The sequence below is a fragment of the Cesiribacter sp. SM1 genome (assembly GCF_020178975.1).
In the GTDB taxonomy this organism is placed as follows: Bacteria; Bacteroidota; Bacteroidia; order Cytophagales; family Cyclobacteriaceae; genus Cesiribacter.
This window is the reverse complement of the sequence record NZ_JAHXBU010000041.1, coordinates 1-20,252: the sequence shown is the minus strand read 5'-3', so window position 1 is coordinate 20,252 and position 20,252 is coordinate 1. Positions and strand designations below refer to the sequence as shown.

General features: G+C 40.4%; 25 protein-coding genes. 10 read left to right on the top strand and 15 right to left on the bottom strand.

The genetic code is table 11. The features are described from left to right. Window positions 1-4: 4 nt before the first annotated feature. The gene (locus KWJ01_RS05965; RefSeq protein ID WP_224995515.1) at window positions 5-235 is read right to left on the bottom strand and encodes a FeoA family protein; all 231 of its coding nucleotides are present in this window, start codon (window positions 233-235) and stop codon (window positions 5-7) included. Between the two features lie 163 nt (window positions 236-398). On the opposite strand from KWJ01_RS05965, the gene KWJ01_RS05960 reads away from it, so the two are divergent. Next, a complete protein-coding gene (locus tag KWJ01_RS05960) occupies window positions 399-587 on the top strand; it encodes a hypothetical protein (protein WP_224995514.1) in 189 nt (62 codons plus the stop codon). Window positions 588-805: 218 nt separating this feature from the next. On the opposite strand, the gene KWJ01_RS05955 is transcribed toward KWJ01_RS05960, so the two are convergent. Together KWJ01_RS05955 and KWJ01_RS05950 are read right to left on the bottom strand one after the other, a co-directional pair. Then, window positions 806-3,268, bottom strand: coding sequence for a bifunctional UDP-N-acetylmuramoyl-tripeptide:D-alanyl-D-alanine ligase/alanine racemase (locus KWJ01_RS05955; protein ID WP_224995513.1), 2,463 nt, complete (start codon window positions 3,266-3,268; stop codon window positions 806-808). A gap of 8 nt (window positions 3,269-3,276) precedes the next feature. Continuing rightward, a complete protein-coding gene (locus KWJ01_RS05950) occupies window positions 3,277-3,633 on the bottom strand; it encodes a tRNA-binding protein (protein ID WP_224995512.1) in 357 nt (118 codons plus the stop codon). 139 nt (window positions 3,634-3,772) lie between these two features. Here KWJ01_RS05950 and KWJ01_RS05945 point away from each other — a divergent pair, with 139 nt between their 5' ends. Further along, window positions 3,773-4,159: a hypothetical protein gene (locus KWJ01_RS05945; RefSeq protein WP_224995511.1), complete on the top strand. Its 387-nt coding sequence runs from the start codon at window positions 3,773-3,775 to the stop codon at window positions 4,157-4,159. A gap of 60 nt (window positions 4,160-4,219) precedes the next feature. On the opposite strand, the gene KWJ01_RS05940 is transcribed toward KWJ01_RS05945, so the two are convergent. From KWJ01_RS05940 to KWJ01_RS05930, 3 genes are all read right to left on the bottom strand, one after another. Further along, the gene (locus KWJ01_RS05940) at window positions 4,220-4,960 is read right to left on the bottom strand and encodes a HisA/HisF-related TIM barrel protein (protein WP_224995510.1); all 741 of its coding nucleotides are present in this window, start codon (window positions 4,958-4,960) and stop codon (window positions 4,220-4,222) included. Window positions 4,961-5,089: 129 nt separating this feature from the next. Then, on the bottom strand, window positions 5,090-5,803 hold the full coding sequence (locus KWJ01_RS05935; RefSeq protein WP_224995509.1) for a response regulator transcription factor: 714 nt from the start codon (window positions 5,801-5,803) through the stop codon (window positions 5,090-5,092). Next, window positions 5,790-7,346 carry a HAMP domain-containing sensor histidine kinase gene (locus KWJ01_RS05930; RefSeq protein ID WP_224995508.1) on the bottom strand — a complete coding sequence of 519 codons (1,557 nt, stop codon included), beginning with the start codon at window positions 7,344-7,346 and terminating at the stop codon, window positions 5,790-5,792. Before KWJ01_RS05930 ends, KWJ01_RS05935 begins: the two co-directional genes overlap by 14 nt. A gap of 197 nt (window positions 7,347-7,543) precedes the next feature. On the opposite strand from KWJ01_RS05930, the gene KWJ01_RS05925 reads away from it, so the two are divergent. Next, on the top strand, window positions 7,544-8,767 hold the full coding sequence (locus KWJ01_RS05925) for a tyrosine-type recombinase/integrase (protein ID WP_224995507.1): 1,224 nt from the start codon (window positions 7,544-7,546) through the stop codon (window positions 8,765-8,767). Window positions 8,768-8,979: 212 nt separating this feature from the next. Here the strand turns inward: KWJ01_RS05925 and KWJ01_RS05920 are convergent, their stop codons facing one another. Together KWJ01_RS05920 and KWJ01_RS05915 are read right to left on the bottom strand one after the other, a co-directional pair. Continuing rightward, window positions 8,980-9,372: a hypothetical protein gene (locus tag KWJ01_RS05920; protein ID WP_224995506.1), complete on the bottom strand. Its 393-nt coding sequence runs from the start codon at window positions 9,370-9,372 to the stop codon at window positions 8,980-8,982. Beyond that, window positions 9,353-9,535 (bottom strand): hypothetical protein, encoded by a 183-nt coding sequence (locus KWJ01_RS05915; RefSeq protein ID WP_224995505.1) that lies wholly within the window; start codon window positions 9,533-9,535, stop codon window positions 9,353-9,355. Before KWJ01_RS05915 ends, KWJ01_RS05920 begins: the two co-directional genes overlap by 20 nt. A gap of 94 nt (window positions 9,536-9,629) precedes the next feature. On the opposite strand from KWJ01_RS05915, the gene KWJ01_RS05910 reads away from it, so the two are divergent. The 4 genes from KWJ01_RS05910 to KWJ01_RS05895 all read left to right on the top strand — a co-directional run bounded on the left by KWJ01_RS05910 (window position 9,630) and on the right by KWJ01_RS05895 (window position 11,440). Then, window positions 9,630-10,046: a hypothetical protein gene (locus tag KWJ01_RS05910; protein WP_224995504.1), complete on the top strand. Its 417-nt coding sequence runs from the start codon at window positions 9,630-9,632 to the stop codon at window positions 10,044-10,046. 143 nt (window positions 10,047-10,189) lie between these two features. Continuing rightward, complete coding sequence (locus KWJ01_RS05905) at window positions 10,190-10,567, top strand: hypothetical protein (RefSeq protein ID WP_370634660.1); 378 nt, start codon at window positions 10,190-10,192, stop codon at window positions 10,565-10,567. Window positions 10,568-10,583: 16 nt separating this feature from the next. Further along, entirely contained in the window at window positions 10,584-10,763 is a 180-nt protein-coding gene (locus KWJ01_RS05900) for a hypothetical protein (protein WP_224995503.1), read from the top strand. Between the two features lie 62 nt (window positions 10,764-10,825). Continuing rightward, window positions 10,826-11,440, top strand: a complete 615-nt coding sequence (locus KWJ01_RS05895) for a GIY-YIG nuclease family protein (protein WP_224995502.1) — start codon at window positions 10,826-10,828, stop codon at window positions 11,438-11,440. Between the two features lie 292 nt (window positions 11,441-11,732). On the opposite strand, the gene KWJ01_RS05890 is transcribed toward KWJ01_RS05895, so the two are convergent. Both KWJ01_RS05890 and KWJ01_RS05885 read right to left on the bottom strand, forming a co-directional pair. Then, window positions 11,733-12,032 carry a hypothetical protein gene (locus tag KWJ01_RS05890; RefSeq protein ID WP_224995501.1) on the bottom strand — a complete coding sequence of 100 codons (300 nt, stop codon included), beginning with the start codon at window positions 12,030-12,032 and terminating at the stop codon, window positions 11,733-11,735. Continuing rightward, complete coding sequence (locus KWJ01_RS05885) at window positions 12,032-12,271, bottom strand: hypothetical protein (protein WP_224995500.1); 240 nt, start codon at window positions 12,269-12,271, stop codon at window positions 12,032-12,034. The genes KWJ01_RS05890 and KWJ01_RS05885 overlap by 1 nt, the downstream gene beginning before the upstream one ends. 319 nt (window positions 12,272-12,590) lie before the next feature. On the opposite strand from KWJ01_RS05885, the gene KWJ01_RS05880 reads away from it, so the two are divergent. Further along, entirely contained in the window at window positions 12,591-14,132 is a 1,542-nt protein-coding gene (locus KWJ01_RS05880) for a hypothetical protein (RefSeq protein WP_224995499.1), read from the top strand. A 58-nt stretch (window positions 14,133-14,190) separates the two neighbouring features. Here KWJ01_RS05880 and KWJ01_RS28285 read toward each other — a convergent pair whose 3' ends face one another. Continuing rightward, on the bottom strand, window positions 14,191-14,379 hold the full coding sequence (locus KWJ01_RS28285; protein ID WP_224995498.1) for a DNA methyltransferase: 189 nt from the start codon (window positions 14,377-14,379) through the stop codon (window positions 14,191-14,193). Window positions 14,380-14,503: 124 nt separating this feature from the next. On the opposite strand from KWJ01_RS28285, the gene KWJ01_RS05870 reads away from it, so the two are divergent. Further along, a complete protein-coding gene (locus KWJ01_RS05870; protein WP_224995497.1) occupies window positions 14,504-15,496 on the top strand; it encodes an SEFIR domain-containing protein in 993 nt (330 codons plus the stop codon). 333 nt (window positions 15,497-15,829) lie between these two features. Here KWJ01_RS05870 and KWJ01_RS05865 read toward each other — a convergent pair whose 3' ends face one another. Continuing rightward, the gene (locus KWJ01_RS05865; protein ID WP_224995496.1) at window positions 15,830-16,195 is read right to left on the bottom strand and encodes a hypothetical protein; all 366 of its coding nucleotides are present in this window, start codon (window positions 16,193-16,195) and stop codon (window positions 15,830-15,832) included. Between the two features lie 365 nt (window positions 16,196-16,560). Next, entirely contained in the window at window positions 16,561-17,118 is a 558-nt protein-coding gene (locus tag KWJ01_RS05860; protein ID WP_224995495.1) for a recombinase family protein, read from the bottom strand. A gap of 313 nt (window positions 17,119-17,431) precedes the next feature. On the opposite strand from KWJ01_RS05860, the gene KWJ01_RS05855 reads away from it, so the two are divergent. Further along, window positions 17,432-19,069, top strand: coding sequence for a PAS domain S-box protein (locus tag KWJ01_RS05855; protein WP_224995494.1), 1,638 nt, complete (start codon window positions 17,432-17,434; stop codon window positions 19,067-19,069). Between the two features lie 236 nt (window positions 19,070-19,305). On the opposite strand, the gene KWJ01_RS05850 is transcribed toward KWJ01_RS05855, so the two are convergent. Then, window positions 19,306-19,530, bottom strand: a complete 225-nt coding sequence (locus KWJ01_RS05850) for a response regulator (protein ID WP_224995493.1) — start codon at window positions 19,528-19,530, stop codon at window positions 19,306-19,308. Between the two features lie 321 nt (window positions 19,531-19,851). Continuing rightward, window positions 19,852-20,252: ATP-binding protein (locus KWJ01_RS05845; protein ID WP_224995492.1), on the bottom strand; the 401-nt coding region annotated here is incomplete at its 5' end.

The following is a 20,252-nucleotide window of genomic DNA, read 5'->3' as shown; positions in this document are numbered from 1 at the left end:
GAACCTACTCTACCAGGGCAAGGCTTTGTGCCTCGTCCATGCGCAGTGATAAATCGTGGCCTCCCACGGTTATGCACAGCGGATCGCCTGTTAACTTCAGGCTAACTTCAGTACCGGGCAAACAGCCCATTTCAAGCAGCTTCAGGTAGAGACTGTTTGGACGCATGTTGGCAATAATGCCTTTTTCGCCCTGCTTCAGGTCTGCTACGTTTCGCTGTTTCAGGTTTATTTTCATGCTCTTTAAAAAAGCGTTGCAAAGTTCAGCCAACTGCAGCAATATTCCAACTGGCTGGTAATAAATCTGCAACAGCACGCAGATGGGCGGAGTTCTTCAAATGCATGCTAAAACAAGGATAATCTTACATTCGTATACCCTGCTAAGATAAATTAGATACAAAATGGAAGCATCAGAAAATAAGACAAAATCTTCTACTGAAGAAAATATCAGAAAGGAAGATAAGCAGAAGCTGTCTCCGGAAGAGATTAAGCAGGGAAAGGCATTGCAGCAGGAGGAAGAAGAGGGTGAAAATCCTTTTGGCGGCATGAATAGCCGTGATTTTAAGAAAAACCTTGGTTGCGGGGGGTGATGGTGAATGAGTGAGCAGGTGTGCACTTTTGCCTGCCCTCCGGGCCTGAAATTGTCAATCGCCTGCAGTTATGTTGCTGACCGGAAGACCGGCATGAAGATACTCACCCGCCAGGAGGCGGGCGAGGGAGCTTATTGTAATCGCTTAAAGATCAATATCATATACCTTATACACCCCCTACTGGTGGAGAAGGCACACAATTAGCCTGGAATATTACGTCAGCTGGAGAAGAAGATGCGCTTTACTCGCTCGCTTACGTTGGTTAATATTTCGTAGGGAATGGTGCCTATTTCTGCAGCCAGCTGGGTAATAGGTCTTTCGGGGCCAAAAACGATGGCTTCATCGCCTTCCTGAACATCAATGCCTGTGGCATCTACCATGGTCATGTCCATGCAAACCCGGCCCACCACCGGGGCTGGGTGGCCGTTAATAAGCACCTTGCCTACACCATTGCTAAAGCGGCGGTCAAAGCCATCGGCATAGCCTATGGCAATGGTAGCCAGTTGTATGTCCTGGTGAGCAATGCCGCTGCGGCTGTAGCCAACCGTTTCGCCCTTTGGAATTTGCTTAACCTGCGATACCGTAGTTTTTAAGGTGCTGATGGGCTGTAGCGAGCGTTGCTCCATGCCATTTACCTCGGCCCCATACAGGCCAATGCCTAAACGCACCATATCGAACTGGTACTCCGGAAAGCGCAGAATGCCGGCAGAGTTCAGCAGGTGGCAAAGGGGCTTATAGCCCAGGGCTGCTACCACCTGCTCGTAGTACTGCAGCAGGCGCTGTGCCTGCAGTTGCGAAAAATCGTTAAACTCAGCACTGTCGGCACCGGCCAGGTGGCTGAACACACTGCTGATCTGTAGCCTTTGGGTGCTTAGCAGTAGCTCCAGTACCTCGGGCAGATCGGCCTGGTTAAAGCCCAGGCGGTGCATGCCGGTATCGAGCTTCAGGTGGGCGCGGGCCTGCCTGCGGTGTGTTTTCAGGTAGTCTGTAAACTCCCGTAGCTGCGAAATACTGTAGAGTTCGGGCTCCAGGTCATATTCCAGCAGCTTGGGGAATGTTTCCGGGGCAGCATTCATGATCATGATGGGCAGGCTTACCCCTGCCTGACGCAGTGTAATGCCTTCATCGGGATAGGCCACTGCCAGGTAATCTACTTTCTGGAACTCCAGCAGGTTTGCCACCTCGTGGCTGCCGCTGCCATAGGCAAAGGCTTTTACCATTACCATGGTTTTGGTGCCTGTTTTTAGCTTGCTCCGGTAAAAGTTAAGGTTATGGGCCAGGGCATCCAGATCAATCTCCAGCACTGTACCGTGTGTTTTGTGTTGCAGGCGGCTTACAAGGCGCTCAAAGCCAAAGGTGCGGGCGCCTTTAAGCAACACCAGCTCCCTGCCAATCTGGCGCTCGGGCTGCTGCTGTATAAATTCTTCGGTACTATTATAGTATACTGCCTGGGGTATGGAGGCAAAGAGTGGTGCAGCCTTTCGCAGTTCGGGGCCTATGCCCACCAGCCTGTCGATGTTATTTACCTGCAGCAGCTCCGATACTTTTTTGTACAGCTGCTTTGGTGGCAGGCCTGTCTGCAGCAGATCAGACAGAATTACGGTTTTTTTGCGATGATGCTTGTGCTGCTGCATAAACTCCAGCGCTACCTGGAGGCCTGCAAGATCGTTGTTGTAGGCATCATTGATGATGTAGCTGCCATTAACACCCTGCTTTAGCTCCAGGCGCATGGCGGGCAGGGCCAGGTGGCTAAGCTGCTGCTGTAGCTGATTGTGCGCGTAGCCCTGGCTATGCAGCAAGAACAGGCAGTGCAGGCAGTTCTCTATTGAAGCGCTATCCCGGAAGGGGATGCGGTAACTGAGCTGCTGGTTCTGGGGTAAATGGAGGTGCAGCAGGGTATCTTTGGAGCGGTGCACCACTTCTGCCCGCCAGGGGCCTTCGCTTTGCTGCTGACTCCAGCCTACCAGGTTTTTATGAGGATACACCTCCTGCAGGCAGTTATGGATCTGCTCATGATCCCTGCAGTAAATAATGCTTTCAGATCCGCTAAACAGCTGAGCCTTTTCCCAAACCTTTTCCTCACGGCTACTAAAGCCGCGGTCGTGGGCCGGGCCTATATTGGTAAAAATGCCAATGGTAGGTTTTAGCACCCCCTGCAGGTGCTGCATTTCGCCACGCTCCGAAATGCCGGCTTCAAACACGCCAATGCTGTGGTGCTCGTTTATTTGCCAGACAGACAGCGGCACCCCTGTTTGCGAATTATAGCTCTTTGGGCTGCGTACCACCTGCTCACGTGCGGGCATCAGGTTGCTTAGCCACTCCTTAACAATTGTTTTTCCGTTTGAGCCGGTAATGCCAACAACAGGCAGGCTAAACTGGCTGCGGTGCCAGGCTGCCAATTGCTGCAGGGCCCTTAGCGAGCTGGGTACCTGCAGTATGTTTGCCTCTGGTAAATCCAGGTCTGTATACTCCTCTACCACAAAACACCTGATGCCACCTTTGTAGGCATCCTGCAGGTATTGGTGCCCATCGTGCTGCTGGCCCCGCAGGGCGAAAAAAACAGCGCCCGGGCTAACCACCAGCTTACGGCTGTCAAAAAGCAGGTAACTGATGGCAACATCCTGCGGGAGCTGCAGCATTTGACCATTGCATATAGAGCGTAGCTGAGAAAATAAAAGCATAGGGGTGTTTAATGAAGTCTGCTGCCATTGGGTACTTCCGCACCTGTTGCAGCGGCATCGGGTGCTGCCAGTACAATATGGCCTGCAGTATCTGAAAAACCTGTTACCAGCACCTCTGAGCGGAAGCCTGCAATTTTAATGGGATGCAAATTAACAACGCAAAGCACCTGTTTTCCAACAAGTTTATCGGGAGAATAATGGTGTGTGATCTGGGCGCTCGACTGGCGAATACCAGTTTCAGGCCCCAGGTCTATCCACAGCTTAATGGCAGGCTTGCGGGCCTCGGGGAAAGGCTCGGCTTTAACAACAGTTCCAATGCGCAAATCTACCTTCTGAAAATCTTCTAAAGAAATTTTTTCTATCATGTGCAACCAAGTAAGGGGTTAAGGCATCTAATATATAAAGAGCGAAAAATAAGGATGTTAACAATAATTAACATAATCCATAAGCTCACCTATTGAACTGAATTCTTTTTTTTATAACTTTACCTAAAATTACACAACAATGAAAGCTGCATCTCTTCTCCGGTATATTTGGGTTGGCTGTTTTATATGCTGCCTGTTCCTGGCTGCTACGGGAGTGGCATATGCAGGTGCCTGTAACAATGGAACTAACGGCAAAGCAGCTACAGTTGCTAAAGCTGAGGTAGAAGTGCAGCAGGTAGCACCTCCTGTGAAGAAAAAAACAGAAGCTGCTGTTGTTTCCAAAGATGTAATGGTTGATAAACAGGAGTCTAAACAGACCGAAGTGAAAAAAGAGGCTGCTACTGCAGGTAATTATTTCTCTTTCAGCTTCCTCTATTACCTGTTCTACAAAACTAACTTTGCAGAAACCACCAACAGTGCCCTGCGCAGCTCATTTAAAACAATTGTGTGCAATTTGCTGGACTAACAACGTATTATTTATTTGGTTGATAAAATATAAAGGCTGCCCCGGGGCAGCCTTTCTTATTTATAGTGCTGTATTTGTGTTTTGGGTAAAACGCTCCAGGTCTTTCAGCTTGATCTTATCTTCGTAAAAGGCTTTGTTGAAGATTACACCCCACACACCAATTTCCTGCAGTTTTTCAATATCATCAATAGAGCTGATACCACCACTGGCTAAGATACATAAGCCCGGGTAGCGATCAAGCAGCTGCTTGTACAACTCCAGCGAAGGGCCGCTCATTTCGCCATCGCGCGATACATCCGTGGTTTTTACATACTTAAGCCCGCGCTCATAGAAATACCCAATGTGATCGGCAACATCGATATCGGTATTCTTTTGCCAGCCCCTGATCAGGATTTTGCCCTGCAGGGCATCGGCACCCAGCGTTATCTTTTCACGTCCGTAAGATACCAGCCAGGAGGTGAATAACTCCTTGCGGCTTACGGCTACGCTGGCGGCAGTAATGTAACTGGCGCCGTACTCATAGGCTTTGCTGATATCGCCATCGGTGGTAATACCGCCGGAAAAGTCTATCTGAATGTTGGTATAGCCCGCTATGGTTTCAAGTACACCATAATTAACAGGATGCCCCTGTTGTGCTCCCTCCAGATCTACCATATGGATCTGGTCAATGCCATGTGCCTCAAACTTTTGTGCTACCTCAAGCGGGTTTACATCATACTTGGTAACCTTGTTGAAATTGGCCTTATCAACATGAACGCACTGACCTTTGATCACCGCAATAGATGGTACGATCTTTATCATAATAAAATAGAATCTGAAAAATAGAACAAGGCCGCCAGACAAGCGGCTTTTGCAAACTTGCCTGCTTAAGTGCAAAATAATGCGTAAATCTTAATTTTCCGCTCTTTTGCTACTGCAGGCACTCACAAATTACACAAAATCATCTAACTCCACAAGCTTGAATCCCTCTCCGCGAACGCTAAGAATCTGCAGGCGGGGATCCTGCCGCAATAGCTTGCGCAACTTTGTGATATACACATCCATGCTGCGGGCGTTAAAGTAGCTGTCGTTGTGCCAGATAGCATTAAGCGCATCGGTGCGATCGAGGGTCTGGCCTTTACGTTCGGCCAGCATTTTTAAAAGTGCTGCTTCTTTGGCGGTAAGCGAGGTGCTTTCTCCTTCTATTTTTAATTCCTGCTGCTGAGGCATAAATACGTAGCGGCCAATCTGCAGCGGGCCTTCTGCCGGAGCAGTGGTGCCTCCGGCAGCGCCTCTGCTGCTACGCCTTAAAATGGCCTGTATACGCAACAGGAGCTCCTCCAGGCTAAAGGGTTTTGTGATGTAATCGTCGGCGCCCAGCCGAAAGCCGTTGAGGGTATCTTCCTTCAGGCTTTTGGCTGTCAGGAAAATAATGGGCACCTGCTGGTTGCGTGCTCTTATCTTTTCTGCCAGTGTAAACCCATCCATCTGCGGCAACATTACATCCAGCAGGCACAGGTCGAAGTTGTTGTGCTCAAAAGCATGCAGGCCCAGCAGGCCATTTACTGCCAGGTGAGTGGTGTAGCCTTTTACCTGCAGGTATTCCTGCAGAATTTGCCCCAGGTTAGGATCGTCTTCTACTACCAGAATATTAGCTTTTTGCATGCAGCGGTGGATTTAGGGGTAAGGTTACAGTAAAACGGCTGCCGGCACCCGGCTTGCTCTGCAGCTTTATGTTGCCGCCGTGGGCTTCGGTGCTGTAGCGTACAAAAGCAAGCCCCAGGCCAAAGCCCTTTACATTATGCACATTGCCGGTGGGCACCCGGTAAAACTTATCAAAAATTTTATCCTGGTTTTCGCGGCTGATGCCTATGCCTTTATCGGCCACAGTTATGGCAATGGCTGCTTTGTCGTTCAGCAGGGTGTTAGCAGTATACACTTCTATTTGCGGTGCGCCCTCAGAATACTTAATGGCATTTTCCAGCAGGTTGTTTAAAATGCCAGTGAGGTGCAGGCGGTCTGCCAGAATTGTTTGGTCTGTAGCATCGAGCTGCAGCATAATCTTGCTTTCTGCAGGCAATTGAAGCCGGTAAATATCGGCTATGCCTTCTATCAGCGGGTGTACCTCTACCTCCTCCAGCTTCAGCACGGGCTTTTGTTTCTCCAGGCGGGCTATTTGCAGCACCTTTTCTACCTGTTGGCCCAGTCGGCGGTTTTCCTGGCGAATAATGCCCAGGTAGCGATCCTGTATGTTGGGCTGCCGGCTTAAGTCGGGATCGTTAAGAGCCTCACAAGCCATGCTGATGGTGGCAATAGGGGTTTTCAGCTCATGCGTCATGTTGTTGATAAAGTCATTCTTTATCTCACTGAGCTTCTTCTGGCGAAGAATGGTTTGCACAGCATAGGCAAAGCATCCAATCACGATCAGCATCAGCAGGGCGGAGGAGGCCAGGGTGCTGCTCATGCGGCTAAGCAGGTAGCCGGTCTGGTTGGGCAGGTATACGCTCAGGTAGCTATCGGCCCGGAAGATATCGTTGGGGAAGAGGGCTGCCTGGTAGAGATTTGCAGTGTCTGGCAATGTGCGGGTGCTGTGGTACACGAGCTGGCGCCGCGGGCCCTGTATTACGGCCCAGTGATAATCGGCATCTATGCCCCTGTTGCTTAAGGCCTGTTGCAGCAGGGTGTCTATTTGTACAGAGTCAATGCGTTTTTTGAGCGATAGCTCTTCTGCCATAAACTGCCGGAGGTAGAGCTGGTCTACCTGTTGCCGGTGGTGCAGGCGGTCTTCCAGTGCTTTAGCTACCACATCCTGATACGTTTTACCCTCCTGCAGGGGAGCCTTGCCTCTTTTGGTGTCGGTAAGCTCTACAACAATTTGCCCGTCTTCTATACGCACTTTCTTCTGCAGGGAATCGAGCGGCATGGGTGGTATTTCGGGCATGGGCGGCAGCGGTACCGATGGGTACATCTTTTTTGAATCAAGCCTGTTGGTGTAAAAAGTAACATGGTTGCGCTGATAGGTAAAGTTTACTACCTCTTGTTTCTCCAGCCGGCGGGTAACTTCTAACAGCGCTTCCTGCACATTACGGGCAAGCTCATCTTCTTTCAGGCGCACGGCAGTTTGTATCCAGTACAGCTGAAATAAGATAAGGCCAAGCACCGTAAGGCCCATCAGAATGCTTAATATATATATTTTTGTTCTGGTCATGTTTGCACTAAAATACGCTCAAAAGGCCTTAATATTCCTCTTTTAACATACTTTAACTTTAATTAACATTTGTTCAAGCATGGTAGCTATCTTTGTATGAAATCAGCCTTTTAAGTTATTAGAAGCAGGTATTTTAGAATTCTATACTAACATGATATTAGTGTTTGTCTCAGAAAAGTTTCATAAAAGTTTCATAGATGGATAAGACCAAAAATATTAAACGGGAATTGCTGAACATTAGCAAATCAACGGGTAAAGGTAGCATAGCCATATATTACAGTAAGACAAAGAAGATAAAACGGTTTCCCACAGGTGTGAAAGTGGATGCATCTAAATGGGATTATGAGACCAGCCAACCTAAACGCAATGCTTTAACTAAAGCTGATACAGCCATAGTTGACAAGCTATATAACACCATTCATCAAATCATTACCGACTATCAATATAAGTACAACGAGTTACCAGATGTTGCACATATAGAACAATTCTTATCTAAGCCTGATAACACCGAAAATATACATAGCCTGTTACAAGAATTCATAAAAGTAAAAATAGCTAATACGGTGGGCGAAAGAAGTGCTTATACTCTGATATATGTTGCCAAGGAGTTGAAAGAAGCGGAACAGCACTACAATATAAACCTGACATTAAATAACCTTACCTATAATTTCATTGAGAAGTACAAAGAATACTGCTTTATCCATAAGAAAAGAAAATTACAGGCTAACACTTTGAATCTACGACTACAATCGTTAAAAGAATTTGTAAAATGGCTGGATAAACGAGAAATACCTCATAATATAAAGCCTGAAACCTGGGATGGTGTAAAGAAGAATAAAGTAGAACCTATATGTTTAGAACGTGACGAATTAGACGCTATCCTAAAATATCAGCCAAAGAATAAAAAAGAAGAATTAGTTAAAGATGTGATTGTCTTTCTTTCACATACTGGCATGAGGATACAAGATGTGCTTTTAGTGAATAAGGATACCTGCGGTAACGATACTATTAGAATCAAGCCTAAAAAGACGGAAAGGAAAAATATAACGGCTGTTATCCCTATCGTAAGAAATGTTCAGCACATATTGGATAAATACAACTACAATTTGAAGCCGTTCTATTACCGCTACATCAATGAACACATTAGAAAGTTCTGCGCCAATATCAAAGAATTAGATAAAGAAGAAACTTATAATAAAATAGAAGGTAAGGAAGTTGAGGAAGCCACAGCTAAAAAGTACGAGTTATTATCTACCCATGATGTAGGGCGTAAGACCTATGTAAACCTCTGTATTCAAAAAGGTGTACCAATCACAACGGTAATGTCTGCCACTGGTCACCGTAACATTGATACTATTATACAGCATTATGTAGATAAACATATAGCTGCATTACCACAGTTAAGAAGTGTATTTGATTGAGTAGAGTAGAGCATTCCAATTTATGAGCAGTACTAACTTTAGCTGAGGAATTAAAAAGGTGCTTAGTAACTGGAATCATGGCGATCAGCTACTGCGCACCATCTTTAAATATCCTAAACAAAAACAGTAGTGATCAAAAACTAAAAACACTACCTGGATACTCGTTAAATTAGGATTTTCTCAAGACTTCATTGCAATGCCTCTGCCGTCCATCACAAGAGTAACTGATTTACGAATTTTCGGAATAGAAGTATTCTTTGCTGCTGCTTTATATGTTCCTCTTGTCTTCTTAGATCCTTCTCTTCTTCTTGCCATATAGTTAATTCTAATGGGTTTACGATCTCAACGCGGTTGATGTATACCCTCAGTGATAAGGCTTCATAGAGGTCATGCTCTACATTTAAATCCACCATCAATACATTTATCTCAGTATAGCCCCAGGTAGTATCCTGCATGATGAAATCAGTGATGGCTGCCTTGTATCCATTTCTGTCCGTGACCAGGGTAAAAAGACAAATTGGTTCAGTATCCTGTAACACACTGTTCACTTGATATACATGATCTGTAGAGCAGACTTCAAAAAAATCAGGAATTAGATGGGGCATCTTGCTTATCCTCCTTTCTGCTGTTCAGATCCAGCTTCATCCTTCTTAGTGCCATTTCGACCACTTGACCTTTACTAATTTTAAGCTTATTGCGCTGCTGGAAGAACAACTTCCACTGCTGTATTTCCAGGTCTACCGCTTCGCTCACTTTTAAACTTCTCATATTAAATATATAATTTATTTTTATATATTAATTTCTACTTTTCCCTTTTTCCACCATCTATTCTGGATATATAATTCAAAATGAATAACAGATTATGATCGTAGTATTAAGAGAAGAACTACTCTACAAGAAGGGAGAAACGAGGATATTTAAAACATACAATCCTGAACTGCATCGATATGGACTCTTTATGCCTATATCCAGCGGTGCTAAAAAATATAAGGCTGTCTTCCTTCACATATTCAAATATGAATACATACCTACCTATGGGGAAGAAAGGGCTGCTGTAGTAACTTACCAGGAAGAATACAAGTGGCTGGATTTATCTTGGAAAAACAAAGACATGACACCAGGAGAACAGGATGAATGGAGTTCATATTTGATAAAAAACTCAGTATGCTTGTGCCGTGATTCAGAAGCATTAAGAAGGAACTGTAAACTGTGTGGAGCCTATGGACAGATCGAAAACCCCTATGCTGAAAGGCATTTAAATAAATTCTTAGGGTGGTAGAAATTTCTGTTCAGTTTTAAGAGAAAATGACTGGTTTTCAAAATGTTGATTAACAATGGATATAATGTTTTAGATCAAGTAGTAAACTTAGCTATGGTACAATCGATGGCATTAGTATATTGGGAATCGAAACTTCAATATAGATGCCTACACTGAACTGGATTGGTAAAGAGAAAGTAATCAATCATCACAAAGACGTACCATTCAAAATTCTGGAACCTATCTACACCTTCGCTAATGGAGAAGTAATGGATGGGGGCAAATCAGAAAATAAGATCATTCATGGCGATAACTTAGAAGCACTTAAAGCCCTCTTGCCAGAATATGAGGGAAAGGTCAACTGCATCTATATTGATCCCCCATACAATACAGGAAACGAAGGTTGGGTGTATAATGATAATGTAAATCACCCAAAGCTGAAGAAGTGGTTAGGAGAGGTAGTTGGTAAAGAAGGTGAAGATCTTAATCGCCATGATAAATGGCTTTGTCCACCATTATCCAGATTTCATCGTCCTAACTAAGGCGGGTAAAGTAGTAGTGATCGAAACTAAAGGTGATCACCTGGATAACGATGATAGTCGAAAGAAGCTTCAGCTTGGTCAGAAATGGGCTAACAAGGCAGGTGATAAGTATAAGTACTTCATGGTATTCAATACCAATCCAATAGCTGGTGCAAGAGGGCTTGATGAATTCTTGAAGATGCTACGGGATATGTGATGTTGGCAATGCTACAAAAACTTAGGAAACAATGATCATTGTAAGATTCAACCAACATGCTGATGAAATTTGAAGAATGTTTCTGGGAATTGATGGGTAGTCTAAGTTCACCTATTTCAAAAGCAGGAGGCGGTGTATACCTACTTGTTTTCAAAGGTACTCCTAAGAGAGTGATCTATGTGGGTACCACAAATAACTTCAACAACAGAATTGATAAGCATCGAAGATGTATGTTGGAAGGAAAAAGGACTATATGGAAAGCTGATGTACGTAAGGACATCTATGAATTAATGAGTCATATGGATGAAAAAAATCCATATAAGTATTATGCTTCCTTAGCCAAGCGGAATTTATTATGGGCTACCACAGACATTAATAAAACCACACCAACCAATGATTTATTAAAAAAAGATAGTTACGAAGAAAACTGGAAAGACTTTGTTCACAACCAATACATCCATGCTATTGAGGTCTGGGCTTTAGAAACTGGTTACAGCGATGAAACAAATAAGCGTATTGAATCACAGATACAAACAGCTTTAAAAAACAGATACAGTATTGGCTCCCATATTCATAATAAAGGAATGTGCTGGTTAGGAAAAATTGAGTATGCAGATGATGTGTTTAATACCTCATTTACATTTTCGAATGCACCAGATATTTCAGAAGAATTCTGAATCCATTCTTCAAAATTTGAGTAACACCTCTTTCATAAAATATAGGAAGCCGCATAAGATAATAGCAGCCCAGGAAAAAGCGGAAGTACTAAGATCTACACGAGAAATCCACAGCAGATCCAAAAAGTCTTGGCAGCGAGAAGAACTTATTATTCTGAAAAGATTTGTTAGATTGAATATGCCAGTGGATGAGATAGCTAAACATTTAGAACGAACACCAGCAGAGGTAAATCAAAGAATAGCTTATCAAAGAAAATATAACCAGTTGTAATAAAGAGATAGATTTTTTAGGCTATAAATGATTTAAAGCTTCGAAAAGAGTAGCCTGTTCAAATAAAGAAACTTTTTTATATGGAATATTTTCGAAGCACCAACCTTCACCAACTTGATAGAAGCATTGTTGGGCAAGTACTGAATTATTCCATCTGCTTTGTGACATTCTTTTCCTGCCCATTCCTAATTTTTTAACCAGATTCTGAACATCTGTCAGCCTGGCAAGCCTCTTGTGGATAGGATTTTCAGAGTATCCTAAGCTGGTTCTGAATTTACCAGGATATAACAAACAGGCTGTTTCTGTCAATTCTGTAGACATTAGTCGTCCAGATTCTTCATCTTATGTATTCTTATCCTGGGACGTAACCAATTTTTAAACTCTATTACAAGATTTTTCAGGAATAAATTATTTTTTATCAGATCATCAGTTGATTCATTTTCTAATACACATCTTAGTAATAGAGTTTTATTAAATGTTTCAAATGGTTGTTTTTCTTTTTCTTTGAAGAAAGCATCGATATACACTATCAATTTTTCTTCTGATATGTAATAATTCATAGTTATAAGCTTTTTAAGCTATATATAACATTTTAACTTTTTCTCTTTTCTCTCATAAATATCAACTGAATATTATTTCATATCAAAAAATCCACACCATATGGATATACCATTATTTAATTAATTATTATAATTAATATTTATTATATATACCTATTTAATTGGAATAATAACCTTAGTCTAATAATACATTATTCAACAGTTAATAATAATTCCTTACATGATTTAAAACTAATGATCATATCAAATCTATAAAGGTAAATCAGAGATAACTAATAAAGATATATACCTCTGATATAACCCTTAAATAGATATGATAATGAATAAAATTAAAAATTATTTTATACCGAGTGGTATTAGTGATCAGTATATTAATCAAATACTTACCAAGCATTTTGGTTTAGAACCACTTCAAATACACAAGCTATTCTCTTACTATACTTATATCTTAAAAAAAGTTAGTAATGGATCTTGTGATATAGAGGAATATATACCTGTTCACCATGAAATACAAAAATACTTCTTCGAACAGAAACGCAAAAACGGGAAATACTTGCTTGATCTATTCCTGAAATTAGGGCTTATCGAGAGGCTTGATTATAATCCATATACTGGTGAATACTGTCCAGGTGGATATTATAACTACTCCAACAACGGCAATCCGCATCAATCACTTTCTTACAGAATACCGAAACAGCTTTTCCAAAGTGGAAAACTGTACAGGATGGTACCAGTAGGAAAGAAGTATCTAAAAAAATATGTGAAACAACTCAATAGAATGAATTTCACAGATTTAACAAAGTGCGAGGAATATTACAGAAAGGCAGTGGCTAAGGTGATGGATGAAATTTACATAGAGGACTGTTTGGATGTCCGTATGATTTTAGCAGATATGTATTCGGAAAGAGCAACAGAACTTGGGGGTATTACATTTATATCCCAGGAAGAGTGGGTTGATGCTAAGATTAGCAACTTTAATTTAAACCCTTTTTCTGATGGTCTGGTAGATGCTTTTGGTGAAAGGTTACATCACTCTGTCGTTCGTAGAAAAAAGGTCTTTAGACCCTATCACAGACACCCAGACTTTCCTAACGAAAAATATGAAATCATCGACATAGTTAACTCCCAGCCCTGGTTTTATGCAAACTTGAATGAAAGTTTGATAGAGAAGTTTGCTCCAAAGTGTTCTGATGCAATAGCTATCATAAAAAAATACAGAAGAACCTCAGACTATAAGCGATTTAAGGAACTTGCTGATGAAGGAAAGATGTATGAAGCCATATATGAACTATGGGAGAAGAAGTATGGCAGCCCAATCAAACAAAGAGATGTAAATGACACTGAAACCAGCTATTCTGAAAAATTGCGCAAAGCAGCAAAGGAAGTCACCTATATCGCTTTCTATGCTAACTATACTATAGAAGAGAACAGTAAGTCTACGATACAAGATTTTGAGCAGTTGCTACTCGACTATGCTCTGGAAGAGGGTGAGGATATATTAGAAGCGATGGACAAGACCAGGGAAGTACTTATTTGCAAAAAAGCTATCCAGCTGCTTAAAGATGAATTTAATACTGTATATCAGATGTTTAAGGAGATAAAGCAACTAAACTGGAAGCACCTATTGCCACAAGAGAAAGAAAAAAAATATGCCAGATATAAAAACACTGCCCTACTGGTACAGCGAATAGAAGCTGGCGTCATATACACCCAGATTGTAAAGGATTTGCATAATGCTGGCATAAACAAGGTCATTACCTACCATGATGCTGTTGCGGTACCAGAATCGCAGTATAATCAGGCGAAAGAAATAGTCATAAATTCATTTCTGGCGTTGGAGTTAAATCCAAAGCTGGCATAGAAAAGGGGAGCTAATCACTCCCCTTTTTCTTTTATATACTTCTCAACCCTGGCTTTAGCTACTCCAAAGATATCAGGGCTTTTTCGATCCCAATCCAATTCACACCACAATTAATGGCGGCAATTATGGTAGATGCGCTACCCATGATGGCATCTAATACTACTTCATTGGAATTCCTGTTCATAAAGGTTGAAATCAAATACTCCATGAGTTCAATAGGCTTCTTGTGCTGGTGGTGCTTCAGCACTGTTTCACCTTTTGCGGTGGTTATACGGGCTTATAATGGCTTAAAAAAAGCAAGCCTGGTTAAGCTTTGTTTGGAAATAAGTTAGCCATTATGTAGGTTCCTGCTTGGTTAGAAAGAATTGATCATGGACAAAAAGAAAGTCTTTGTTACGTATAGTTGGGATGGTGAAGAACATGAAAAGAAAGTGTTGTCCTTTACACTATATCTGATTGAGAAGGGGTTTGATGCCAAAGTAGACAAGATAGAGTTACAAGAACAAACTGGTCTTAACTTTCGCAGAATGATGCATGATATTTTTCTTCATTCTGATAAAATCATCATTGTTCTTTCCAAGAACTATAAAAAGAAAGCAGAAAATAATGAGGGTGGAGTGGGTATTGAATACGGATATATTTTGAATGAGATAAATGAGAATAGTAAAAAGTTTATTCTTGTAGCGTTCGAACCATATTCAAAAGATATAATACCGATTGGTTTCAAAGGGATAGATGTTACACATTTATCAGATGCTAAAGCAATGAATAAATTATTTGCTTTATTATTAGATAAAAAAACATTTAATATTCCTGAAATAGGCAAAGATTTGCCAGTTATTGAACAAGACGAAGTGCCTTATTTTGAAGATTATCTAAAGCCTACGAATGTAACACCTGCTGATACAACTTCTATTGCTCCTGCTTATACACCTGTTAATGTAAATGATTTTATCATTGATAAAATTGAAAAGTACAATCATTTTGAATATAAATTTCAGTCTAAATTAAAGATAAATCTTCATAATGTAGATGTTTTATTAAAGGCGCATGATTCAAGCCAACATGCAGATTATATAGTTAAGATTGAATATCTTGATGAAAAATTAAGTAGTGATGTAGTTGTAAGAGCGTCTTCGATTCTTGAGCAGATAAAAGCCTATTATTTACAAACCACAAGAAAGAGTAATATAAAAACAGTTTTGATTGTGGTATACAATGAAAATGCTGGTAACAAAGATGAAGTAGAAAGATTTAAAAAATGGGCTAATAACCATGTAGCGTCTACAAGTAGTTGGGCGACCAAAAAATTTATAATTTCAGCAAATGAAATTTATAACTTCAATGCTGAAAATATTTTTTAGCATCACTAAACAAAAAAGCAAGCCTGGTTAAGCTTGCTTCTTCATTTAGCCTTTATAATTCAAATCAGGTTCTTAATCTTCTGCTTTCGCCTAAACCCTTTCCAATCTTCAACACCAGCGTTTGTATTTGTCGATAAACATCTAAAATCTTTGCTGATGCTGAATTTCAACCACGTGTTATCATTAAGGTGTAAACAGAAATCAAAATTACCTGATGATGTGCCTATAAATTCACATTCATCAAGGGTAAATTCAACAACACTAAAATCAGCTAATGTGTATTCGTATATTTGTTTTTGCATAGCATCATAGAGCAGGAAGCAGTTAAGTTCATTACGCTGCTTTCATTACTGGTAACGTTTTTTTGAAGTGTCGCTTATAAGCTTTTAGATCATTGATTGTAAAAATCAAGTAACCATTACCATTATCATAAAACTGATATGACAGCTTGAAAAAGTTACGCCAATAGCTAAACCAAACTGATTTTGCTTGCCAAAAAGATTGTTCTTGTTCCTTCTTGGTTCCGTAAAATTTGTAACCTACTGCGTGAATACCTTTATCTTCTAAATCATCCCAAACTAATACTTCCAAATCATCACGAAGATAACCTTCATCATCAATGATTGCTTTTTTTAGTATTTCAGACGCTTCAAAATAAACTTCAAGTTCTGTTTGTGTGGGTTTGGTTTGTTTTTTCATCAGAGAGAGTATTTAAGATTAATGTTTGTTTGAATTACATTACAAAAATACACGCTACTAATTTAAAATACAAACCATAAATGCCCTGGATTCATTTTAATAAATTATTGAAACGGAAAAGTACAATTTAATAGACAAACATATTATCTATATTTGTCTCGAAGCTATGGTTAGTTATCTAAAAAAAATTCATTTTTTTTTTCTATTACCTTCAACCTCCTGATAGGAGTCGCAGAAAATATTGTGTGGTACATCAGATGCTGCTTCACATAAGTAACAGGTATTTGATGAAACTGAATTCTAATGGTGCTGATAAGCTAAGAAGGTTAGTTTCATAGAATAAGATGAAATTCAAACTTGTAAGTCTATTTATTCTTCGCTCTTACATAGCTATACAATGTAGGCTTGGTAATACCCATCATTTCACAGATCTGGTCAACGCTATGTTCCCTCGAATTATAAAGTTTAACCGCTAACTCTCTTTTTGAAGAGTTTAATTTACTTGGTCTACCGCCTACTCTCCCTCTGGCACGGGCAGCATGTAATCCAGCTTCAGTACGTTCTTTAATCAGATTCCTTTCAAATTCTGCCATTGAAGCGAAGATGTGAAAAATCAACTTTCCAGTTGCAGTGGAAGTGTCGATGGACTCTTGAAGGCTTTTTAAGGCAATGCCTTCTTTATCCAGGTAATTCATCCAGTCGATTAGATCACGAAGCGATCTTCCCAATCGATCCAGTCGCCATACTACAAGAGTATCACCTTTCCTAAGCATTTCTTTGGCTTTAGAAAGAGCAGGTCGATCAGCAACCGCACCGCTGATTTTATCGGTGAATATTTTTTCACAACCAGCCTGCTGCAATGCATCAAGTTGGAGGTCGCTATTTTGAGCAACAGTTGAAACCCTGGCGTATCCTATCAACATAGCTTTAGAAAAGTAAATAAACTCGTTAAATAAAGGTAACGCTTTAATTTGATTTCTTTACTAAGTTTATTTACTTTTTGAATTGGCTTATGATAAAATGAAAGGGGGTAAACATTTTGCAGTAAATCAAGTGAAGAATCGTATCAATTTTTTTACTTACAGTTAATGATGCCATTACCTGTATAAATGGCGTCTCAATTAATCCTCACCAAAAGGTTAATCACTGATCATTACCTTTCTGTATAATTATTTCATGCTCTCAAAGTTGTTTCCTATAATTGCCAAAAGCAGAGTTTGGTTGAAATGGGTACAAATGGATCAAGTCAAACATTTAAAGGGGTTAATAGAGTTTCGTGAAGCGAGGTTTGAGGCTGTTGCGCAAACAGCATCGGACTCCATTATTATCACTGATGATAACTCATACATTGTTTTTGCCAATAAAAAAGCCCACGAAGTTTTTGGCTATCCCCAAGGAGCTTTGATAGGATCTGATCTTGGAAAGTTAATGCCTGAAAAACACAGGCAAGGACATCTCGCAGGTGTTCAAAGGTTCATTCTAACAGGAAGCCCGAGGCTCATTGGTCATACTGTTGAGATTGAAGGTCTTAGGAGAGATGGTGTAGTGTTTCCGATGGAGCTTTCTCTGTCATGCTGGAAAGAAGAGGAAAGATATTTTTTCTCTGGCATCATAAGAGACATAACTGATAGGAAAGAGGCTATCATAAAATTTCAGAATCAGCAACAGGAATTAGAAGCCGCTATTGAAGAATTAAGGGCTGCTCAGGAATTACTTCAGAAAGCCAATGAAGAACTGGAAGATCGTGTAGAAGTAAGAACAAGAGAATTAACACGTAGCGAGAAGGAGGTAAGGCGAAGTGCAGATGAACTTCGTCTGGTTACAGATGCTATGCCTGTTCTGATCTCCTACAAGAATAGTGACCTTGTCTATAAATTCGTCAATAAAAGGTACGAAGAGCTTTTTGGCGTAAGAAGGGAAGAAATCATCGGTAAACATGTATGGGATCTCATAGGTACAGATGCCTATACTTTAATACACCCTTTGATAGAAAGAACGCTTAAAGGAGAACTAATAGATTCTGAAATTCTTCAACTTGATGTTAATGAAGCAGGTAGAAGGTGGATTAGGTTTTCTATGATTCCACATAGCGAAGAAGGTAAAGTGATGGGTTTATTTAATCTTATAGAAGATGTTACTGATTTGAAGAACGTTCAAGAAGAGCTGGAAGAGAAGAACCGTGACCTGGAAAGAGCTAATAATGATTTAGAAGACTTTGTCTATACCGTTTCCCATGATCTAAGAACGCCAGTCTCCAACATAGAAGGTCTTATATCGCTTCTTAAAAAATCAGTTTTCAATGAACCGAAGCCAGAAGATCAAAAGATATTGGTAATGATGGACACCTCTGTTCAGAAACTTCAAAAGACCATTAGTGATCTGGTGGAAATCATTAAGGTTCAGAAGGAGATGGATGGGGCTGATGAAGAGCAGTTACTATTTGAGGAAATAAGCAGAGAGGTTCAAGATGATCTCTACACCCTTATTCAAGATAATAAAGCTTCAATATCAGAAGCCTTTCATATTGATAGTATAAAATACAGGAGAAGCAGTTTAAAAAGTATTCTGTATAACCTTTTATCCAATGCTGTTAAATATCGGAGTTTAGACAGACCATTGGAAGTAGAACTAAAGACCAGTTTTGAGGGTGGATTTGTTGTTTTATCTGTAAAGGATAATGGCTTGGGGCTAAGCCAAAACCAGCAGAAGCAGCTTTTTGCCTTGTTTAAGCGCATGCATTTTCATGTAGAAGGAACGGGTATAGGATTGTTTAAGGTCAAAAGAATAGTTGAAAGCAACGGGGGCAAAATAGAAGTGGAAAGTGAAGAAGGAAGGGGTACAATTTTCAACATCTACTTAAAGAAACTGTTATAGAATCTTGTCTTATGACTAAATTTTAGCCACTTCACCCTAATCAAATTAAATTATCACTAAATAGTTGATAGTAGTTCTATCAGCATTTTTTTTCGCAGTGGCTTATTTGTAAACCTATCGAGTCTGTTGCCCAACAGGGATGCTTGTTCTTTATGTTTTGGGGACATGGAAGAAGTAAGCATCACAATAAACAAATTGCTTCGGTCTAACCTAAGAGGCTCTATATCATCAAAGAATTAAAAACCATTCATTCCTGGCATTTCAAGGTCTAAAAGAACTAAGTCAGGATTGGCTGTTGTAGGTGTGATGGAATATTTTTCTTGTAGATACCATGATGCCATGTAAGGATCGGTAAAACTAAGTATCTCTTGAGCAACATCCATATTGTTCAATAGTCGCTTGTGTAGCATTACCGTTGTTGGATCATCATCTACTAAAATTATTTTCCCGAACTCTTTCATTCAATAGTAGCTTATTGATTAGCTAAATACCTTCATCTAAAAATAAACGGAATCATCATCTTTGAGATAATGCACTACAAGCCAAAAGGTATTTTATCAACAGGGACCTCCATCCTTTGTTCAAAAGATAGCCACTATGCTTATAATCTGTTAAAATACAGTTCATTAAGTGTCTAAACTGCACTGCACTACTGCAAGTATTTCCCTGATAAGTGTAACTGCATTACAAATTGCTTTCATTAGTTTTTATCCAGCCACAGACCCTACCATAAGGATAAGAATGGATGAATCATTATTCTGCATAAATAAGCCCAGGGATTTTTAGTCGTTGTTTTTAAAATAGAGTTTTAATTCTGTTCCTTCGTTCAGCCTGCTTTCGATTTTTATTTTGCCGTTAATGTTATCCATCGTTCTTTTCACTATGTATAACCCAATGCCAGTACCCTCTACATGACTATGAAAGCGTTTGAACATGTGGAATAGCTTCGCCTGTTGGTCATTGTTCAAACCAAGTCCATTGTCTTTTATGCTTAAAATAGTGTAATCATTTTCCTGATAGGTACTAATGTTTATGTGGGGCGGTCTTTTTGGTGAATGGTATTTTATTGCATTGCTTATCAGGTTGTAAATGATACTTCTTAAACTTGCTTTTGCAATGGTTAACTTTTCGATTTCAAATGATTCTTTAATAATAACCTGGGTGGTATTGATCATACCTGCAA